General features: G+C 64.2%; 12 protein-coding genes. 7 read left to right on the top strand and 5 right to left on the bottom strand.

Going from position 1 to position 18,238, the window contains the following annotated elements; translation table 11 throughout:
- The first annotated feature begins 146 nt into the window (after positions 1-146).
- A complete protein-coding gene (locus ACZM22_RS01050; RefSeq protein ID WP_489542814.1) occupies positions 147-2,555 on the top strand; it encodes a VgrG-related protein in 2,409 nt (802 codons plus the stop codon).
- A gap of 14 nt (positions 2,556-2,569) precedes the next feature.
- Complete coding sequence (locus ACZM22_RS01045; protein ID WP_489542813.1) at positions 2,570-4,180, top strand: cadherin-like beta sandwich domain-containing protein; 1,611 nt, start codon at positions 2,570-2,572, stop codon at positions 4,178-4,180.
- Positions 4,181-4,222: 42 nt separating this feature from the next.
- Here the strand turns inward: ACZM22_RS01045 and ACZM22_RS01040 are convergent, their stop codons facing one another.
- Together ACZM22_RS01040 and ACZM22_RS01035 are read right to left on the bottom strand one after the other, a co-directional pair.
- Positions 4,223-5,041, bottom strand: coding sequence for a 4Fe-4S binding protein (locus tag ACZM22_RS01040; RefSeq protein ID WP_489542812.1), 819 nt, complete (start codon positions 5,039-5,041; stop codon positions 4,223-4,225).
- A 4-nt stretch (positions 5,042-5,045) separates the two neighbouring features.
- On the bottom strand, positions 5,046-6,764 hold the full coding sequence (locus ACZM22_RS01035; RefSeq protein ID WP_489542811.1) for a cobalamin-dependent protein: 1,719 nt from the start codon (positions 6,762-6,764) through the stop codon (positions 5,046-5,048).
- 132 nt (positions 6,765-6,896) lie between these two features.
- Between ACZM22_RS01035 and ACZM22_RS01030 the strand changes: the two genes are divergently transcribed.
- Complete coding sequence (locus ACZM22_RS01030; RefSeq protein ID WP_489542810.1) at positions 6,897-8,114, top strand: homocysteine S-methyltransferase family protein; 1,218 nt, start codon at positions 6,897-6,899, stop codon at positions 8,112-8,114.
- 49 nt (positions 8,115-8,163) lie between these two features.
- On the opposite strand, the gene ACZM22_RS01025 is transcribed toward ACZM22_RS01030, so the two are convergent.
- From ACZM22_RS01025 to nifJ, 3 genes are all read right to left on the bottom strand, one after another.
- Positions 8,164-8,586: a PaaI family thioesterase gene (locus ACZM22_RS01025; RefSeq protein ID WP_489542809.1), complete on the bottom strand. Its 423-nt coding sequence runs from the start codon at positions 8,584-8,586 to the stop codon at positions 8,164-8,166.
- Between the two features lie 7 nt (positions 8,587-8,593).
- A complete protein-coding gene (locus ACZM22_RS01020) occupies positions 8,594-9,400 on the bottom strand; it encodes a class B sortase (RefSeq protein ID WP_489542808.1) in 807 nt (268 codons plus the stop codon).
- A gap of 339 nt (positions 9,401-9,739) precedes the next feature.
- Positions 9,740-13,360, bottom strand: coding sequence for a pyruvate:ferredoxin (flavodoxin) oxidoreductase (nifJ, locus tag ACZM22_RS01015; protein ID WP_489542807.1), 3,621 nt, complete (start codon positions 13,358-13,360; stop codon positions 9,740-9,742).
- Positions 13,361-13,730: 370 nt separating this feature from the next.
- On the opposite strand from nifJ, the gene ACZM22_RS01010 reads away from it, so the two are divergent.
- From ACZM22_RS01010 to ACZM22_RS00995, 4 genes are read left to right on the top strand one after another with little or no spacing between them, the layout of a single operon-like run.
- On the top strand, positions 13,731-15,242 hold the full coding sequence (locus ACZM22_RS01010; RefSeq protein ID WP_489542806.1) for a YifB family Mg chelatase-like AAA ATPase: 1,512 nt from the start codon (positions 13,731-13,733) through the stop codon (positions 15,240-15,242).
- Positions 15,243-15,256: 14 nt separating this feature from the next.
- Positions 15,257-16,435: a tRNA uracil 4-sulfurtransferase ThiI gene (thiI, locus tag ACZM22_RS01005; protein ID WP_484423734.1), complete on the top strand. Its 1,179-nt coding sequence runs from the start codon at positions 15,257-15,259 to the stop codon at positions 16,433-16,435.
- A 13-nt stretch (positions 16,436-16,448) separates the two neighbouring features.
- On the top strand, positions 16,449-17,708 hold the full coding sequence (locus ACZM22_RS01000; protein ID WP_489542805.1) for a competence/damage-inducible protein A: 1,260 nt from the start codon (positions 16,449-16,451) through the stop codon (positions 17,706-17,708).
- A gap of 3 nt (positions 17,709-17,711) precedes the next feature.
- Complete coding sequence (locus tag ACZM22_RS00995; protein WP_483267170.1) at positions 17,712-18,182, top strand: hypothetical protein; 471 nt, start codon at positions 17,712-17,714, stop codon at positions 18,180-18,182.
- The last annotated feature ends 56 nt before the right edge of the window (positions 18,183-18,238 follow it).

Below are 18,238 nucleotides of genomic sequence, written 5' to 3'. Positions count from 1 at the left end.
GCGGCAAAATTTCCTCCTTTTTCCGTTTTTCCCCGCATTTCCGGTAGACAACAGCGGGAACGAATGGTATACTGTCAGTGATTATTATGTAAATCAGCGGCGTTCTCCGCCGCTTTGACGACTACTGAAAAGGCAGGGTGTATGCGATGAAAAGGATGAAGCGGAGCACCGCCATGGTGCTGGCCGCCGCCGTGGTGCTGAGCCTGCTGGCCACGGCGCTGCTGGCCGCCAGCAAGAACTGGCAGAACGCGGGACTGGGCGACCTGAGCCAGTACTACGAGACGGGCAACAGCGCCGACCCCGGCTACGTCTCCACCGTCCGCGGCGACAGCGGCGGCACGTCCTACGGCATCTATATGTTCGCCAGCAACGCCGGCACGCCCCTGAGCTTCGTCCAGTGGCTGCAGGAGTTCAACTCCGGCTCCATCTACCGCGACATGGGCGACACGCTGTATAACGCCTACGCCTACGACCGCAACGGCAAGTACTCGCCCGGCTACGGCAGCAATTTCAACGCCACCTGGCGCAGCGTGGCCGACGACTACCCCGACGAGTTCATGCAGTCCCAGAAGGACTATTGGGAGACCCACGCCTATGCGGACCTGCTGAAGAACATCAAGTCCGCCGTCCCCTCCTTCGATCTGGATGACTACTCCGTGGCTCTGCGCAATGTGTTCTGGAGCCGCAGCGTCCACCACGGCGCAGGTGTGATCCGCGGCGCCAGCAGCAGCGATGGGCGCAGCGGCGCCACCGGCGTCATCCTCCGTGCCTTCGACTCTCTGGGCGGCTTCAAGAACCAGAGCGAGGCCCAGCTGATCCAGGCCATCTACGCCGAGTGCAGCCGTCTGGACAAGACCCCCGAGCCCAAGCGCATGACCGGCGACACCGCCAGCAAATACGGCGTATCCGGCCAATCCATGGCTTATTTCAGCGCCAACTCCGGCGACGTGCAGCTCAGCGTGTACAGCCGCCTGCACGTCAATGAGCCGGCGGACGCGCTGGTAATGCTCTACGCCAACTCCGACGCCCCGCTGGCCGACGGTGCCTACCGCCTGTCGCCCCGCGGCACTACGGACCGCGGCATGGCCGCCGACCTGTCGGGTCTTACCAATATCTCCTCTGCCGCCTCCGTGCAGCTGACGTACTTCGCCAGCGGCTACTACACCCTGACGGTGGGCGATAAGCGCCTCAGCGATAACGGCGGCAAGGTCACGCTGGCCTCCGCCACTGCCGGCAACGAGCAGCTGTGGGCCCTCACCGGCGACAGCCCCTACTATCTCCAGAACCGCGCCACCGGCCGCTATCTGGCGCTCGCGGACAACAGCGTGTCCACTGTGAAGGACACCGCCGGCGCCACCAAGCTCCAGCTCACCGCCGATGGCAGTGTCTGGGGCGCCGAGGGTCTGTTCTACCCCGGCAGCGAGGGCAATGAAACCCAACTGCTGGCCAATAAATCCTCTTACCCCGTCCGCGGCGTCATCACCAGCAGCCTGCCCATCACCAGCGTCACCGTGAAGGCGGTGTCCTCCAGCGGCAGCACCGGCTTTACCGCCACCAGCAGCATCAAGGGCACCGTCTACTCCTACGACCTGTGGAAGCTGGACAGCGCCTGCGCCTTCAGCCGCCTCAGCGTCGGCGAGTACACCCTGACCATCACCGCGACAAACAGCGCAGGCACCGTGACTCTGGCGGAGTCCCAGTTCAAGGTCAACGCCAACAGTTCCTTCAGCCCCGGCGACCTCTCCGACGAGGAGTACGCCGTGTCCTTCCAGATAGGCGACGTGGTGGTCGAAAGCCGCATGTACCGCCTTACCGACACCTATGGCGAGCTGCCCACGGTGGACGAGGCCGGCTTCCAGGGCTGGTACCGCGAGGACGGCACGGAGATCTCCCCCAACTCGCCGGTGGCCGCCTCTAACCACACGCTTTACGCCCGCTTCGGCGACCTCTACACCGTCACCTTCCAGGTGGACGGCGAGACGGTCCGCACCTTCAAGCTGGCCCAGGGCGATCTCATCACCGCCCCTGCCAACCCCGTGAAGGCGGCGGACAGCAAGTACACGTACAGCTTCAAGAACTGGGTGGATCAGAACGGCGACGTTTTTGCCGCCAAGGCCACCTACATGGGCACCAAGGACATCACCTACACCGCCCAGTTCACCAAGACCGCCAAATCCGACCACGGCAGCGGCGATCCCACGGAGCCCTCCGGCGCGTTCCTCACCGGTATCGCGCCCCAGACCTCCGTCAAGACGCTGAACGACTCCGGCTACACCGTGTATGACGGCAAGAAGGAGATCACCTCCGGCTACGTGGGCACGGGCATGACCGCCGTCGACGGCAGCTCCAGCCTGACCATCGTCGTCACCGGCGATGTCACCGGCGACGGCCGCATCACCATCACCGATGTGGTCAAGCTCCAGAACTACGCCGCCGGCGCAGGCGACCTGAACGAGGCCGCTCTGAAGGCCGCCGACATCAACGGCGACGGCCGTGTCACCATCACCGATGTGGTCCAGGCGGCCCAGGTCACCGTGGGCCAGCGCACCATCTGAGCAGGAGGTACTCCATGAAAAACAAACTGCTTCGCACCGCCCTTTCCCTGGTCACAGCGTGCCTGCTGGTACTGGCCATCCTGCCCCAGCGGGCGGAGGCCGCCGGCGCGTCCCTCTCCGGCAGCAGCAGCGTCCAGGCCGGCAATTCCGTGACGCTGACCCTGTCCGTGGACAGTAAGATCCTCGGCCTGACGGCGGACCTGAACTGCGGCGACGGCCTGACCTTCACCAACTACTCCTGCTCCGTCAGCGGCTGGAGCATCCTGGTGAACCAGAACCATTTCAGCGTCTATGGCACCAACAGCGCCAGCGGCGGCATCATCACCGTGACGCTGAAGGTATCCTCCAGCGTTCAGGGCGGCGCGGCCCTCAGCGCCAGCTTCAGCAACATCGTAGCCTCCGACGGCGAGACCGACATCGACGTGGGCACCGCCAGCTGGACCGGCAGCGTGGCCGCCGCGCCCAGCGGCGACTGTACCCTGTCCGCCATCATGTGCGGCAACGCCACCCTGTCCCCCGCCTTCTCCTCCGGCACCACGTACTACACCGCCAAGGTCCCTTATAGCGTGTCCAAGCTGAGTCTGGATTATAACCGCAACGACAAGGGCCAGACCGTCAACATCAGCGGCAATGACCTGGCCGTAGGCGTCAATACCGTCACCCTGAAGGTCACGGCGGCCAACGGCACCACCAAGTCCTACGTCATTGAGGTCACCCGCGAGCAGGACCCCAACTACAAGGCCTCCACCGATGCCGCTTTGTCGGCGCTGGGCATTGAGGGTGCGACCCTCAGTCCCGCCTTCAGCAGCACCGTCCACGACTATGTGGCCTATGTGCCCTTTGAGACAAAAACGGTGAAGGTCAACGCCTCCGCCAACGACAGCAAGTCCAGCGGCATCACCGGCACCGGCGACATCACGCTGGACAAGGAGGGCGACAACCCCATCTCCGTGGTATGCACCGCCGAGGACAAGACCACCAAACTGGAGTACACCGTCCATGTGGTCCGTATGCCGGAGTACACCGGCACCCTGCCCGTGATCTCCGCGGCGGAGCCGGAACCGGAGCCGGAACCGGAGCCCGAGCCCGAGCCGGAGACTCCCATGCTCCAGATCCCCGTGAGCATCAAGCTGCCCCTGCTGGGTGAGGTCCGCACCGTGGTCGCCCTGATCGGCGGCGTGGTGCTGGTGGCCGCCCTGCTGTTCCTGCTTGGCCTGTTCATCGGCCGCGGCACCGGCGGCGGTCCCGATGATGACGGCAACGGCCCCGATGACCGCGATGACCGCCCCGACCGCGGCGGCAGAGACCACCGCGAGGAGCGCGAGGAGCGCCGCGAGCGCCGTCACCCTGCGCCGGAGCGTTCCCGCCCCGCGCCCCGCATCGTGCCCCGTCAGGCGGAGCCGGTACAGCAGCCCGCTCCCAAGGCCCGTGACTGGAAGGACTTCGACATCCCGCTGGACGATGAGCCCACCGTCAGGCCCGCGCCTCAGCCCGCCGCTCCCGACAAGGACCTGCTGGCGGACACGGTGGATCAGGTACTGGCGGACGAGCCCACTCCCAAGGACGAGGAGGACGTGCGCACCATGTCCCTGGAGGACCTGCTGAAGGATATTCGCAGCATGTAACAAAAAGAGTACGGACGCTTTCGCGTCCGTACTCTTTTTTTCTCACAGCGCCCCCTTGGGGCAGTTCTTCACACACTCCATGCACAGGATGCACTCCGTGCCGTTGGCCCGTCGGCGGGAGTTGTCCGTCATGTCCACCTCCATGGGGCACACCCTTCTGCACCGCCCGCAGGACACGCATTTGCTCTTGTCGCAGGTGATACGGACCAGGGAAAAATAGCTCATGGGCTTTAAGAACACCGTCACAGGGCACAGGTACTTGCAGAAGGCGCGGTTGTCCCGAAACGCAAAGGCCAGCAGGATACCTGCCCCGTAGTACAGTGCGTTGCCGATGACAAAGGCCCAGAACATGATGCGCTCCAGGTGCCCCACATTGGCCAGAAACAGCGTCGCCACAAAGGCCAGCGACAGTGTGAACGTCACGTACCGCAGCCAGCCGATGGGCTTCCGCGGCGTCTGCGGCACCTTGTAGGGCAGGAAGTCCAGCACCATGGCCGTCCAGCAGGCGTACCCGCACCAGCCTCGCCCGAACAGCAGCGGCCCGAAGATCTTGGCCACGGCGTAGTGGATGGTGGCCGCCTCGAACACGCCGGTGAACAGGTAGTACCAGAACCCCTCGATCTGCATATTCTCCCCGCAGATCAGGCCCAGATACACCAGCATATACGATCCCACCAGCAGCTGCGTCACCCGTCGGGCGTGCTTGTATTTTCCCACGAACAGCGCCGTCCCCAGGGCGATAGAGCCGCCGATATAGCTAAAATTAAAGAGGTAGAACAGGTTGTCCTTGGTGAGCCACAGCACCACGGCCACCGTCTCGAACACCGCCAGCAGCGCCAGCGAGGGCAGATACTTCTTCATACCCTTACTGCCCTCTGCGGAGCATGGAGGCCGCCTCGCGGGCCGCCGAAGCCGCGTCCTCGGTGTAGGCATCTGCGCCGATCTCGTCGCAGAAGCTCTGGCTGATAGGCGCGCCGCCCACCAGGATCTTCACCCTTCCGCGGATGCCCATCTCCTCCGCCAGACGCACCACGTCCCGCATCTCCTGCATGGTGGTGGTCAGCAGGGAGGAACAGGCGATGATGCCGCAGTTCTGGTGCAGCGCGGCCTCCACGAATTTCTCCGGCGCCACGTCCACGCCCAGGTCCACCACCTCAATACCGCTGCCCTCCATCATGATCTTCACCAGATTCTTGCCGATGTCGTGCATATCGCCCCGCACCGTACCGATGCAGGCGCGGCCCAGCTTCTCCGTGCCGCTGCCGGCCATGCGGGGCCGCAGCAGCTCCAGAGCTGCCTGCATACACCGCGCCGCCATCAGCATCTCCGGCACGAAGGCGATACCGGCGGAAAAGTCCACGCCCAGCCGGTCCATGCCCCGCATCAGCCCGCCGGACAGGATGTCCGCCGCCGCAATGCCCTGATCCAGCGCCTCCCGGCACAGGGCCAGCACCTTTTTCTGCTGTCCCCGCTGCAAGGCCGCCGCCACGCGGTCCAGTGCGTTGTCGCCGTTCTCCGCAGTCCGGACGGCATCGCCGCTCTCCTTCTGCGCCAGCACCCGCCGCGGCACCGGCGGCAGATCAAACTTCGGCAGGTGTACCTGCCGGTTATACCCGTCGATGGCCTCGTCGATATACCGATCCACGTGGGGATACACCGTCCCCGCCAGTCCGTAGGTGATGGATGGGATGAAGTGCCCCAGCGGCCCGCAGGCCGCCAGCACGTTCTTTGCGTAGTCCCGTATCTCCTCCGGCGACGCGTCGGCGCGGTCGATGGCGGCGCCCATGCCGCCCATCAGCACCAGTCTCCCCCTCAGCTGCCGCTGTAAGGCGGGGATATCGTTCTCCGGCAGCACGCCCTGCCACACCTGGATGCCGAGCTCCGCCATGTCCTCCACGATAGGCGCCAGATAGGAATCGGCGTGGTGGACGGCGATACAGCCCCGGGACCGGATGTACCCATAGAACCGGCGGTACGGCTCCTTGAAAAACTCCCGCCACATCTCCGGCTGCATGAACAGGGCGTTCTTGGTGCCCCAGTCGTCGTGGGAGAAGATGACGTCCGGCTGCAGGTTGTCGATGAGCAGCTTCACATATCCCAGCCGGTACTCCGTGATGTACTCAATGAGCTCGTGCATCTCCTGCGGGTGCTCGTACAGCGCCGTCAGCGTGTCCTCAAAGCCCATCAGGAAATGGCACTGTTCAAAAATACCGGTGCCCATGAACCCTGCCAGCAGCTTCTCCTGCCCGCATGCCTCCCGCGCCTGCTGCCGGACGGCCTCCCAGCCCTCCGCGCAGTTGGCCGCCAGATCCGGCGCATGCACCGTCTCCCGCCACCGCGTCACGTCGGGGCACACCGCAAGGCCATCGTGGGTGACGGGCATGGGCCCCGGCGCGTCCTCCGGAAAGCTGATGGTGGTGCCCCACCGGTCCACACTGACGGTGCCCCGCTTCCGGTTGCCCCGCAGGTAGGTGTTGATGGGATCGCCCAGGCACATGTGCAGCGCCTCGTACTGCCGCAGCAGCCGGTCCGGCTGTCCGTCCGGCTTCAGAAGCTCCAGAAAGATCTCTTTCGCTGTCATCATCGCGCTCACCTCACAAAGACTCTTGACAAAGCAGCCCCGCACTGCTTAAAGTAGTGGTATCATTATAGAAATCTGGTTCCCCCCTGTCAAGTACGGCGCGGCCCTTTCATCCCATCACGGAGGTATTCACATATGGAACTGCATTTTCCCCTTATTCTGGACGGTGCCACCGGTACGGAGCTGCAAAAGCGCGGCTACACCGGCGACGTCAGCGCGGAGCAGTGGGTGCTGGCCCATCCGGACAGCATCCTGTCCATCCAGCGCGATTACGTGGCCGCCGGCAGTCAGGTGCTCTACACCCCCACCTTCGGCGGCAATGCCGTGAAGCTGGCGGAGCACGGCGTAACGGAGGACACCGCCGCCTATAACCGCCGTCTGGCGGACCTGTCCCGTCAGGCCGCGGACGGCAAGGCCCTGCTGGCCGGCGACCTGTCTCCCACCGGCCTGTTTCTGGCCCCTCTGGGCAGCACCTCCTTCGACCAGCTGGTGGACGCCTACGCCCAACAGGCAGCCGGACTGGAAGCCGCCGGTGTGGACCTGTACGTCATTGAGACCATGATGACCCTGTCCGACGCCCGTGCCGCCGTGCTGGCCGTGCGCAGCGTCTCCGCCAAGCCCATCTTCGTCACCTTTACCTGCGACCAGAATGGCCGCAGCATCTCCGGCACCGACATCACCGCCGCCCTGCTGGTATTGCAGGGCATGGGCATCGACGCCTTCGGTCTCAACTGCTCGGCGGGGCCGGACCAGATGCTGCCCCAGCTCCGCCGCCTGCGGGAGTACGCCCGCATCCCCCTGATCGCCAAGCCCAACGCCGGCATGCCCACCATCGTGAACGGCAAGGCGGTGTACGACTGCACGCCGAAGCAGTTCACCGCGCTGGTGCCGGACATGCTGGCCTCCGGCGTCATGATCTTCGGCGGCTGCTGCGGCACCACGCCGGAGCATATTGCCGCCCTGCGCGGTGCGCTGGACGGCGCGGCCATCACGCCTCCCGCCCCGCTGCACACAGATCTGCTGCCCGCCGCCACAGAGAAGCTCCCCGCCCTGCTGCCCGCCAACGCTGCCCACGGGCCGGTACTGGACGTGACCCCCGGTCTGGAGGATGCCCTGTCCGACGCGCTGGAGCGGGACGACCCCATGGTGGCCCTCCGCGTTGCCTCCATGGCGGACGTAAACGCGCTGGCGGACTGCCAGTACCTGCTGACAAAGCCCCTGTGCCTGGTCTGCGGCGATGCCGCCGTGCTGGAGCAGGCCCTGCGGGTCTATCAGGGCCGCGCCCTGTACGAGGGCAGCCTGCCGGAGTCCGTTCTCCGGCCCCTGTCCGACAAATACGGCCTGCTGTTCTGAACCGCATAAAAAGAGGGGCGCTTCCCCAAGGGAAGCGCCCCTCTTTTTCTCATTTTTCGGCCTTCATGCGGAAGGTATAAATGCCATCGGCGCACACGGTGCCGCCGTCATCCTCCACCCACGCCCGCATCACCACGATGCTGTGACCCATCCGCACCGCCTCCGCGTGGGAGGTCAGCGTACCGCCTACCGCGCCCGCCGCCAGAAACCGCACGTCGCAGGTGACGGTACGGCACAGCGCGCCGCGGCTGCACGCCGCCGTCCCCGCCACCTGATCCATCATGGTGCAGTACACGCCGCCGTGTACGATACCCATGGGGTTGCCGTGCCGCACCTCGGTGTGCAGCTCCCCACGGGCCCAGCCCTCGCCCATGGCCACGATGCGCATGCCGTTCTCCACGCCGAAGGTGTCCTTCTGGTTGGCCCGCTTCATCACGGCCGCATACAAGATCTCCTTTTCCTGCTCTGTCATTTGCTCCTTATCCTTCCGCTATCAGCGTCATCTCGCCCAGCACCACATACCGGTAGTTGTCCGCCTCGTAGGAGCAGGTACACAGCCCCACGATGCGTCCCGTGGGGATGCCCCGTCCCGCGTAGAACGTGGACTGGCTGATGAACCGCTCCAGATCCACAGTCTGGAACGATGTGTTGAATACCTCGTGCTCTCCGGGCACAATGAGGCCCGCGAACAGATCCACCCGATACGTCCCCGCGTTGGTGTAGACGTAGAGACACGGGTGCGCGTCGTAATACCACTGCTCCTTGTAGCCGTCGATGGACGCGAACATGGTGCGGTCCTTCATGTGGTGGCCGTACAGCATATTGCACTGTGCGCTGAAATCCCGCGGCGCCCGGGCGTCCAGAAAGATGGTGCCGTACTCGCTGTAATTGCCGTCCAGATCGTGATGCAGGTAGTATTCGTTGTTGCCATCGTAGGCGATCGGATAGCTGATGGGCGTTCCCGGACAGTACACGTAGCCGATGATGTCGGGATAGCGGGCCTGCCACCAGCTCAGGTCGATGTCCGCCGGCGGGCCGCTGTGCAGCGCCTTTTCCACCGTCTCGTCCACACTGTCCCGCAGCTGCTGCACCGCCGCATCCAGCGGCTCTGCGGCGGACAGCGCCGCCTCCATCGCCGTACCGGCCCGCACCGCGGCTGACGCCAGCACCGGTACGGCATCCTCCCCGGCCGCGGGCGCCGCCGCCCCCGCCAACTGCACCGCCAGCCATGACGGCACGCCTACCACGGCCAGTGCCAGCAAAAATGCCGCCCAACGTCTCCTCATACTCCACGCGCCCCCACACAAAAATATGCTTCATTATACGCGGCACGGCGGCGCACCGTCAAGCACCGCACGGAAAAATCTCCATTTTCCCGCCCTATGCCGCCGCGTCCTCGCCGCAGAAAGCCGCCGCATCCCCCCACGGCCACCGCCGCCCGCCCTCAACAGCCGCTCGCCGCGCTCCCAACACAAACGCTCCCGTTTCCCCGTAAAAGCTCCCCTCGCCTCCGCAGCAAAAAAGGACTTCCCCGTAAAAGTTCCCCTCGCCTCCGCAGCAAAAAAGGACCGCCGCGCTTATGTGCGGCGGTCCTTTTTTATCGCATGTCCGTGAAGGGGTACGACTTATTTGTCGTACATCTCCACCAGCTTCTGCAGGTGCTCGAAGCGGGCCTTGGCCTCGTCCTCGTTGCGCTGGAACAGCACGTCCGCGCGCTCGGGGAACTCGCGGGTCAGACGGGAGTAGCGGGCCTCGTTCATCAGGAACTCCTGATAGCCGCCGGCGGGAGCCTTGGAATCCAGCGTGAACTTCTTCTCGCCCTCGGGGTTGTAGCGGAACAGGTTCCAATAGCCGCACTCCACAGCCTTCTTCATTTCCTTCTGGCAGTTCATCATGCCGCCCTTGATGCTGTGCATCTCGCAGGGGCTGTAGCCGATGATCAGGGACGGGCCGTGATAGGCCTCGGCCTCGGTGATGGCCTTGATGGTCTGCGCGGGGTTGGCGCCCATAGCCACCTGGGCCACGTACACATAGCCGTACTGCATGGCGATCTCAGACAGGCTCTTCTTCTTGATCTCCTTACCGGCTGCGGCAAACTGTGCCACCTGACCGATGTTGGAGGCCTTGGATGCCTGTCCGCCGGTGTTGGAGTACACCTCGGTGTCGAACACGAAGATGTTCACGTCCTGCTTGGAGGCGATGACGTGATCCAGACCGCCGTAGCCGATGTCGTAGGCCCAGCCGTCGCCGCCGAAGATCCACATGGACTTCTTGGCCAGATATTCCTTCTTGCTGAGGATATCAGCCGCCAGTGTGCAGGCAGCGCAGTCGCAGAACAGAGCGCCCTTGTTCTTCAGCTCAGCGGCGTGCGCAGCGAACTGAGGCACAGCGGCCAGCTCTTCCACGGTGCAGATGCTCTCCTCCAGAGCCTTGACGTAGGCTTTGGCAGGCTCAGCGTTGGCGGTACCGTCGTCCATGGTGTCCAGCCACGCCTGAGCGGCGGCCTTCAGCTCCGGACGGGCCCACTCCACAGCGATGAGCTCGCGGGTCTTGTCGGCCAGATCCTGACGGATCTTGTTCTGGCCCACGAATATACCCAGACCGTGCTCCGCGTTATCCTCGAACAGGGAGTTGCACCATGCGGGGCCATGGCCCTCCTTGTTGGTGCAGTAGGGAGAGGTAGCCGCGGGACCGCCCCAGATGGAGGAGCAGCCGGTGGCGTTGGAAACGTACATATGGTCGCCGAACAGCTGGGTGACGAGACGGGCATAGCTGGTCTCGGCGCAGCCGGCGCAGGAGCCGGAGAACTCCAGCATGGGCTGCTTGAACTGGCTGCCCTTGACGGTGTTGTCCTGCATATCCTTCTTCTCGGACACCTCGGCCACGCAGTAGTCGAACACATCCTGCTGCGCAAGCTCGCCCTCCTGAGCCACCATGGTCAGCGCGTTGACGGGGCATGCGCCCACGCAGACGCCGCAGCCCATGCAGTCCAGCGGGCTGATGGCCATGGTGAACTGATAGGTGCCCTTGCCCTTACCGGCCTTCACGTCCACGATCTTGGCGGCCTCGGGAGCCTTGGCGGCCTCATCGGCGGTCAGCGCGAAGGGGCGGATGGTGGCGTGGGGGCAGACATAGGCGCACTGGTTGCACTGGATGCACTTGGTGCTGTCCCAGGTGGGGACGGACACGGCCACGCCGCGCTTCTCATAGGCGGCAGCGCCCAGCTCGAACTGGCCGTCCACGTGATCGACGAAGGCGGAAACGGGCAGGCTGTCGCCGTCCATCTTGCCCACGGGGTTCAGAATGTCCTTGACCATCTTCACCAGCTCGGGCTTGCCCTTGAGCTGCTTGGGCTCCTTGGTATCCACGGCGTTGGCCCAGTCGGCGGGCACATCGATCTTCTTGTAGGCGGTGGCGCCCAGGTCGATGGCCTTGTAGTTCATATCCACCACGTCCTGGCCCTTCTTCAGGTAGGATGCCTTGGCCTTCTCCTTCATGTAGGTGATGGCCTCTTCCTCGGGCATGACCTTGGCCAGGGAGAAGAATGCGGACTGGAGGATGGTGTTGTTGCGCTTGCCCATACCGATCTCGATGGCCAGGTCGATGGCGTCGATGGTATAGAGCTGGATGTTGTTCTGCGCGATATAGCGCTTGGAAGCGGCATCCATGTGGTGGTTCAGCTCATCGAAGTCCCACTGGCAGTTGATCATATACACGCCGCCGGGCTTGACATCCTGCACCATCTTGAAGCCCTTGGTCACATAGCTGGGGTTGTGGCAGGCCACGAAGTCAGCCTTGTTGATATAGTACGGAGAACGGATGGGCTTGTCGCCAAAGCGCAGATGGCTGATGGTGACGCCGCCGGTCTTCTTGGAGTCGTACTGGAAGTAGGCCTGCACGTACTTGTCGGTATGGTCGCCGATGATCTTGATGGAGTTCTTGTTGGCGCCCACGGTACCGTCGCCGCCCAGGCCCCAGAACTTGCACTCGATGGTGCCGGCCGCAGCGGTGTTGGGACAGTTCTCATCCTCGGGCAGGGACATGTTGGTCACATCGTCCACGATGCCGATGGTGAACTGGCGCTTCATCTCGTCCTTCTTCAGCTCGCTGTAAACAGCAAACACGGAGGCGGGAGGCGTATCCTTGCTGCCCAGACCGTAACGGCCGCCGATGACCTTCACATCGTTCATGCCGGCGTTGGCCAGTGCGGTGACAACATCCTGATACAGGGGCTCGCCCTGGGAGCCGGGCTCCTTGGTGCGGTCCAGAACGGCGATCTTCTTGGCGGTGGCGGGAATGGCCTCGATCAGCTTCTCGGGTGCGAAGGGGCGGAACAGACGGACCTTCACCAGACCAACCTTCTCGCCGTGGGCGTTCAGATAGTCGATGACCTCCTCGGCCACATCGCAGATGGAGCCCATGGCCACGATGACGCGGTCAGCGTCGGCAGCGCCGTAGTAGTTGAACAGCTTATAGTCGGTGCCCAGCTTGGCGTTGATCTTGTCCATGTACTTCTCCACCACGGCGGGCAGGGCCTCGTAGTACTTGTTGCAGGCCTCGCGGTGCTGGAAGAAGATGTCGCCGTTCTCATGGCTGCCGCGCATATGGGGATGCTCGGGGTTCAGGGCGTGACGGCGGAACTCGGCCACGGCGTCCATGTCGCACATGTCCTTCAGATCCTCGTAGTCCCACACGGCGATCTTCTGGATCTCATGGCTGGTACGGAAGCCGTCGAAGAAGTTGATGAAGGGCACCTTGCCGGTCAGGGCGGCCAGATGTGCCACAGGGCTCAGGTCCATGACCTCCTGCACGTTGCCCTCGCACAGCATGGCAAAGCCGGTCTGGCGGCAGGCCATAACATCGGAGTGATCGCCGAAGATGTTCAGGGCGTGGGTGGACACGGTACGGGCGGAAACGTGGAACACGCAGGGCAGCTGCTCCGCCGCGATCTTGTACATGTTGGGGATCATCAGCAGCAGGCCCTGAGACGCGGTGTAGGTGGTGGTCAGCGCACCGGCACCCAGAGAGCCGTGAACGGCGCCGGCAGCGCCGGCCTCGGACTGCATCTCCACCACCTTGACCTTGGTGCCGAAGATGTTTTTCAGGCCGTTTGCGCTCCACTGGTCGACAAAGTCGGCCATGGGGCTGGACGGCGTGATGGGGTAGATGGCAGCAACCTCAGAAAACGCATAGGAAACATGCGCTGCGGCGTTATTGCCATCCATGGATTTCATTTTTCTTACCATAACGTGCCTCCTTAAATAAATGTCGGTGTGATCGCCCCCGTCTGCGCTGCACGCAGGCGAAAGCGCTCCCTCTCCGTCCTCCTCATCTGTCCGGAGAGAAAGCTGATCCGATCGAGGCCCCCTAAAAGGCCCCTATCCGTTGATATTGTTGATAGTATCACAAACTTTTCGCCATGTAAACCTGCTTTTTGTTATTTTTACTATTTTGAAACTTTTTTAGCACCATGCACAAAATTTCTCACTCCCATCCCGCCGGAAAGCGTCGTTCCGCGCAAAAACCGGAAGGCTTTTTTGAAAAAATCGCTGTTCACCGTCCCGATTTTATGATAAGATAGGTGCTGAACGACCATTTGGAAGGGGGAAACGACCCATGGTGGTCACTGTGCGTTCTCTGGGTCTCACCGGCATCCGCGGCTACGAGGTGACGGTGGAGTGCTTTCTCTCCGGCGGTCTGCCCGCCTTTGACATGGTGGGTCTGCCGGACGCGGCGGTCAAGGAGTCCCGCGAACGGGTGCGGGCCGCCGTGAAAAACTGCGGGGCAAAATTCCCCGTCAGCCGCATCACCGTAAATCTGGCCCCTGCCCGGGTCCGGAAGGAGGGCACACTGTACGATCTGCCCATCCTGCTGGGTATCCTGGCCGCAGCGGAGGAGCTGAAGCCCCTGCCGGAGGACGCTGCCTTTCTGGGCGAGCTGAGCCTTACCGGCGCGCTGCGCCCCGTCACCGGTGTGCTGCCCATGGCGCTGTGCGCCGCCCGTCTGGGCGTCAGGACTCTGTATGTCCCTGCCCAGAACGCCGCGGAAGCCACGCTGGCCGACGGCCTGACGGTCTACGGGGTGGAGAGCGTCTCCCAGCTCATCGCCCACCTCAACGGCGACGCGCCTATGACCCCCGCGCCGCGCTGGCAGCCGAAGCCGTCTGATCGCCCCCTGCCGGACTTTGCCGATGTCATGGGGCAGGAGAACGTGAAGCGGGCGCTGGAGATCGCCGCCGCAGGCGGCCACAACATTCTGCTCATCGGCTCTCCCGGCGCGGGCAAGTCCATGCTGGCCCGCCGTCTGCCCTCTATTCTGCCGGATATGACCCGCGCCGAGTCCCTCCAGACCACGGAGATCTACTCCGTGGCGGGCATGACGGATCCCGCCCACCCGCTGGTGGACACCCGCCCCTTCCGCAGTCCCCACCACACGGCCTCCACCGTGTCCCTGGCCGGCGGCGGCGGAACGCCCCGCCCGGGTGAAATATCTCTGGCCCACAACGGCGTCCTGTTTCTGGACGAGCTGCCGGAGTTCGACAAGTCGGCGCTGGAGACGCTGCGCCAGCCGCTGGAGGACGGCTTTGTCACCATCACCCGCGCCGCGGGAACGCTGACGCTGCCCAGCCGCTTCATGCTGGTGTGCGCCATGAACCCCTGCAAGTGCGGCTGGTACGGCCACCCCTCCGGCCGCTGCACCTGCTCGGAAAATCAGGTGGACCAGTACATGCGCCGCATCTCCGGTCCCCTGCTGGACCGCATCGACATGTATATCGAGGTCCCCTCCGTGGAGTACGAGGCCATGCGCCGCAAAGAGAAGCCGGAGTCCTCCGCCGTCATCCGTAAACGTGTCAACGCCGCCCGGGAGGTGCAGAAGCAGCGCTTTTCCGGCACGGAGGTATCCTGCAATGCCTATATGCCCCCCGCCATGATCGGGCAGTTCTGCGCGCTGGACGCTGCCGGCGAAAGGCTGATGCAAAGCGCCTTTGACCGTCTGGGCCTCACCGGCCGCAGCCATGACCGCATCCTGCGCATGGCCCGCACCATTGCCGATCTGGAGGGCGCCGCCCGCATCGAAGCACCGCACCTGGCCGAAGCCATCCAATACCGCAGCAGTATACTAAAATAAGGAGAAACCGCACCATGCACGAGATCATCCTCTGCAAGCTGGGCGAGGTGGTCCTGAAGGGCCTGAACCGCCGCAGCTTTGAAATGAAGCTCATGAGCAACATCCGCCGCCGCACCCAGCGGTTCGGCAAGTTCAGAATTTACTCCCGCCAGTCCACCATCTACGTGGAGCCGGCGGAGGAGACCTGCGACATCGCCGGGGCCTACGCCGCCTGCAAGCAGGTGTTCGGCATCATCGCCATCACCCGCGCCCTCCCCTGTGAAAAGTCCAAGGAGGCCATTTTCGACACCGCCAAGACGTATCTCGCCGGCGCCCTCACCGCCGCCGGGAGCTTCAAGGTGGAGAGCAAGCGGGCCGACAAGACCTTCCCCATGGGCAGCATCCAGCTGAGCCAGTGGGTGGGCGGCGCGCTGCACGACGCTTTTCCCCACCTGACGGTGGATGTCCACCATCCGGAGCTGACGGTGTACGTGGAGGTCCGCGAGGACGCGGCCTACGTCCACGGTCCGGCGGAGGCCGCCGCCGGCGGCCTGCCTCTGGGCATGGGCGGCCACGCGGTGAGCCTGCTGTCCGGCGGCATCGACAGCCCCGTGTCCAGCTACATGATCGCCAAGCGCGGTGTCCAGCTGGAGATGATCCACTTCGCCTCCCCTCCCTACACCAGCGAGCTGGCCCGGGAAAAGGTGCTGAAGCTGGCCCAGGAGCTGACGCCCTGGTGCGGCCGTCTGGCGGTGTTCATCATCCCCTTCACCGAGATTCAGGAGGAGATCCGCCGCAAGTGCCCCGAGGATCACTTCACCCTCATCATGCGCCGGTTCATGATGCGCCTTGCCGATATGCTGGCCCGCGAGCTGCGCTGCCGCGCTCTCGTCACCGGTGAGAATCTGGGTCAGGTGGCCAGCCAGACCATGCAGGCGCTGGCCGTCAGCGAGGACGTCGCCACCATGCCGGTGCTGCGCCCCCTCATCGGCCTTGACAAGGAGGAGATCGTGAAGATCGCCCGTAAGATCGGCACCTTTGACACCTCCATCCTGCCCTATGAGGACTGCTGCACCGTGTTCACCCCCCGCCACCCCAAGACAAAGCCCAGCGTGGAGGAGACGCGGGAGTACGAGGCCGCGCTGGACGTGGAGGGCCTGTGCCAGCGGGCCATGGCCAACCGGGAGATGATCCGCGTCAAGCCCCAGTATTAAGGAGGCGCATCCCATGCCCCGTACCGCGGAGATCATCGCTGTCGGCAGCGAGCTGCTGACCGGCGGCGTCACCAATACCAACGCCCGGTTCCTGTCGGAGCTGCTGACCGCCGCCGGTGTGGACGTGCTGTATCACACCGCCGTGGGCGACGATGAGGGCCGTCTGGAAGCCGCCGTCACCGCCGCGCGGCAGCGGGCGGAGCTGCTGGTATTCACCGGCGGCCTGGGCCCCACCTACGACGATATGACGAAAACGGCGGTGTGCGCCGCGCTGGACACGCCGCTGGTGTTCCATCCGGACATCGTACCGGACATCCGCCGCTATTTCGACACCGTGTTCCACCGGGAGATGCCCGCCTGCAATCTCCGGCAGGCCTATTTGCCTCAGGGCTGCACCGTGTTCCGCAACCCCGTGGGCACCGCCCCCGGCTGCGCCTTTACCGCAGGGGGCGTCACCGCCGTGCTGCTGCCCGGCGTTCCCGCGGAATGCCGCTATCTGGCGGAGCACTGCCTGCTGCCCTATCTGGAGCGGCTCCACGGCCAGGTCATCCGCTCCCACGACCTGCGCATCTTCGGCCTGACGGAGCCGCAGGTGCAGGAGCTTCTGAACGACCTGCTCCATCAGGAGGAGGATCTGACGCTGGCCCCCTACGCCGGTACCGGCGAGGTGTCGCTGCACCTGTCCGCCCGCGCCGCCGATGATGCCGCCTGCGAAGCCCGCATGGCCCCGCTGCTGGCGGAGGTCCGCCGCCGTCTTGGCAGCTATCTCTACGGCACGGACGTGTCGGGGCTGGAGGAAACGGCGCTGCGCCTCTGTCAGGCCCGGGGCCTGACCCTCTCCGCCGCCGAGAGCTGCACCGGCGGCCTCATCGCCAAGCGCCTGACGGACATCCCCGGCGCGTCCCAGACGTTTCTGGGCGGCGTGGTCAGCTACACCAACACCGTGAAGCAGCACGTGCTGGGCGTCCCCGCCTCCCTGCTGGAGACGTATGGCGCCGTGTCCGCCCCCGTGGCCCGCGCCATGGCCATGGGTGTCCGCGTCCTTACCGGCTCGGATCTGGCCCTGTCCGTCACCGGACTGGCCGGCCCCGCAGGCGACGACCACGGCAACCCCGTGGGCACCGTGTTCACAGCCCTTTCCACGCCTCAGGGCGTTTTCGTGCGGCAGCTGGCGCTGGGCGGCGATCGGGAGCGCATCCGCACCCTCTCCGCCCACCACGCGCTGGACCTGCTGCGCCGCTATCTCACGGATCAAATGACAGGAGGAGAATGACCCATGTCCAAAAACAGTTACCGGCCCGGCGTCAACCAGTACGCCAATCAGGAGGAAGCCCGCCGCAAGGCCCGGGGCAACCCCAACAAAAACGTACACCAGAAGAAGAAAAACAGCAATTACGCCGGCTACGCCGGCAATCCCGTGACCCAGAAGATCATCGAAAAGGCCAACCAGCAGGAGCGGGTGAAGCTCCCTACCTGGCTGAACATCTGGCTGGCGGTGCTGTTCGCCGCCATTATCGTGGTGCTGATCCTGCGTCTGGCGGTGTATAAGGACAGCATCCTGCTGAGCTCCCTGTCCTCCCTGCTGCTGGGCATCGCCTGCCTGTCCCTGTTCTATATCCGCCGCTTCAAGCACACGAAAAAGGAGAGCCCCGTCTACAAGATCATCACCGTGGTGCTCACCGTCTGCGGCGTCATCTACACGTTTATGGGCGCGGTGGGCCTGCTTTCGCTGGCCGGTATCCTGTAAAAAATCGGTTTTTTCGGCAAAATAGCCATTGACAAGGGCTAATTTTGTGAGTATAG

The organism is Vescimonas sp., assembly GCF_057856985.1.
The sequence above is the reverse complement of the archived record's forward strand: the minus strand, read 5'-3'. Positions and strand labels throughout refer to the sequence as shown.

Coding starts and splice junctions, on each gene's coding strand:
- ACZM22_RS01045 (WP_489542813.1), top strand. CDS start 2,570: ATGAAAAACAAACTGCTTCGCACCGCCCTTTCCCTGGTCACAGCGTGC.
- ACZM22_RS01030 (WP_489542810.1), top strand. CDS start 6,897: ATGGAACTGCATTTTCCCCTTATTCTGGACGGTGCCACCGGTACGGAG.
- ACZM22_RS01040 (WP_489542812.1), bottom strand. CDS start 5,041: ATGAAGAAGTATCTGCCCTCGCTGGCGCTGCTGGCGGTGTTCGAGACG.
- nifJ (WP_489542807.1), bottom strand. CDS start 13,360: ATGGTAAGAAAAATGAAATCCATGGATGGCAATAACGCCGCAGCGCAT.
- ACZM22_RS01020 (WP_489542808.1), bottom strand. CDS start 9,400: ATGAGGAGACGTTGGGCGGCATTTTTGCTGGCACTGGCCGTGGTAGGC.
- ACZM22_RS01025 (WP_489542809.1), bottom strand. CDS start 8,586: ATGACAGAGCAGGAAAAGGAGATCTTGTATGCGGCCGTGATGAAGCGG.
- thiI (WP_484423734.1), top strand. CDS start 15,257: ATGCACGAGATCATCCTCTGCAAGCTGGGCGAGGTGGTCCTGAAGGGC.
- ACZM22_RS00995 (WP_483267170.1), top strand. CDS start 17,712: ATGTCCAAAAACAGTTACCGGCCCGGCGTCAACCAGTACGCCAATCAG.
- ACZM22_RS01000 (WP_489542805.1), top strand. CDS start 16,449: ATGCCCCGTACCGCGGAGATCATCGCTGTCGGCAGCGAGCTGCTGACC.
- ACZM22_RS01050 (WP_489542814.1), top strand. CDS start 147: ATGAAAAGGATGAAGCGGAGCACCGCCATGGTGCTGGCCGCCGCCGTG.
- ACZM22_RS01035 (WP_489542811.1), bottom strand. CDS start 6,764: ATGATGACAGCGAAAGAGATCTTTCTGGAGCTTCTGAAGCCGGACGGA.
- ACZM22_RS01010 (WP_489542806.1), top strand. CDS start 13,731: ATGGTGGTCACTGTGCGTTCTCTGGGTCTCACCGGCATCCGCGGCTAC.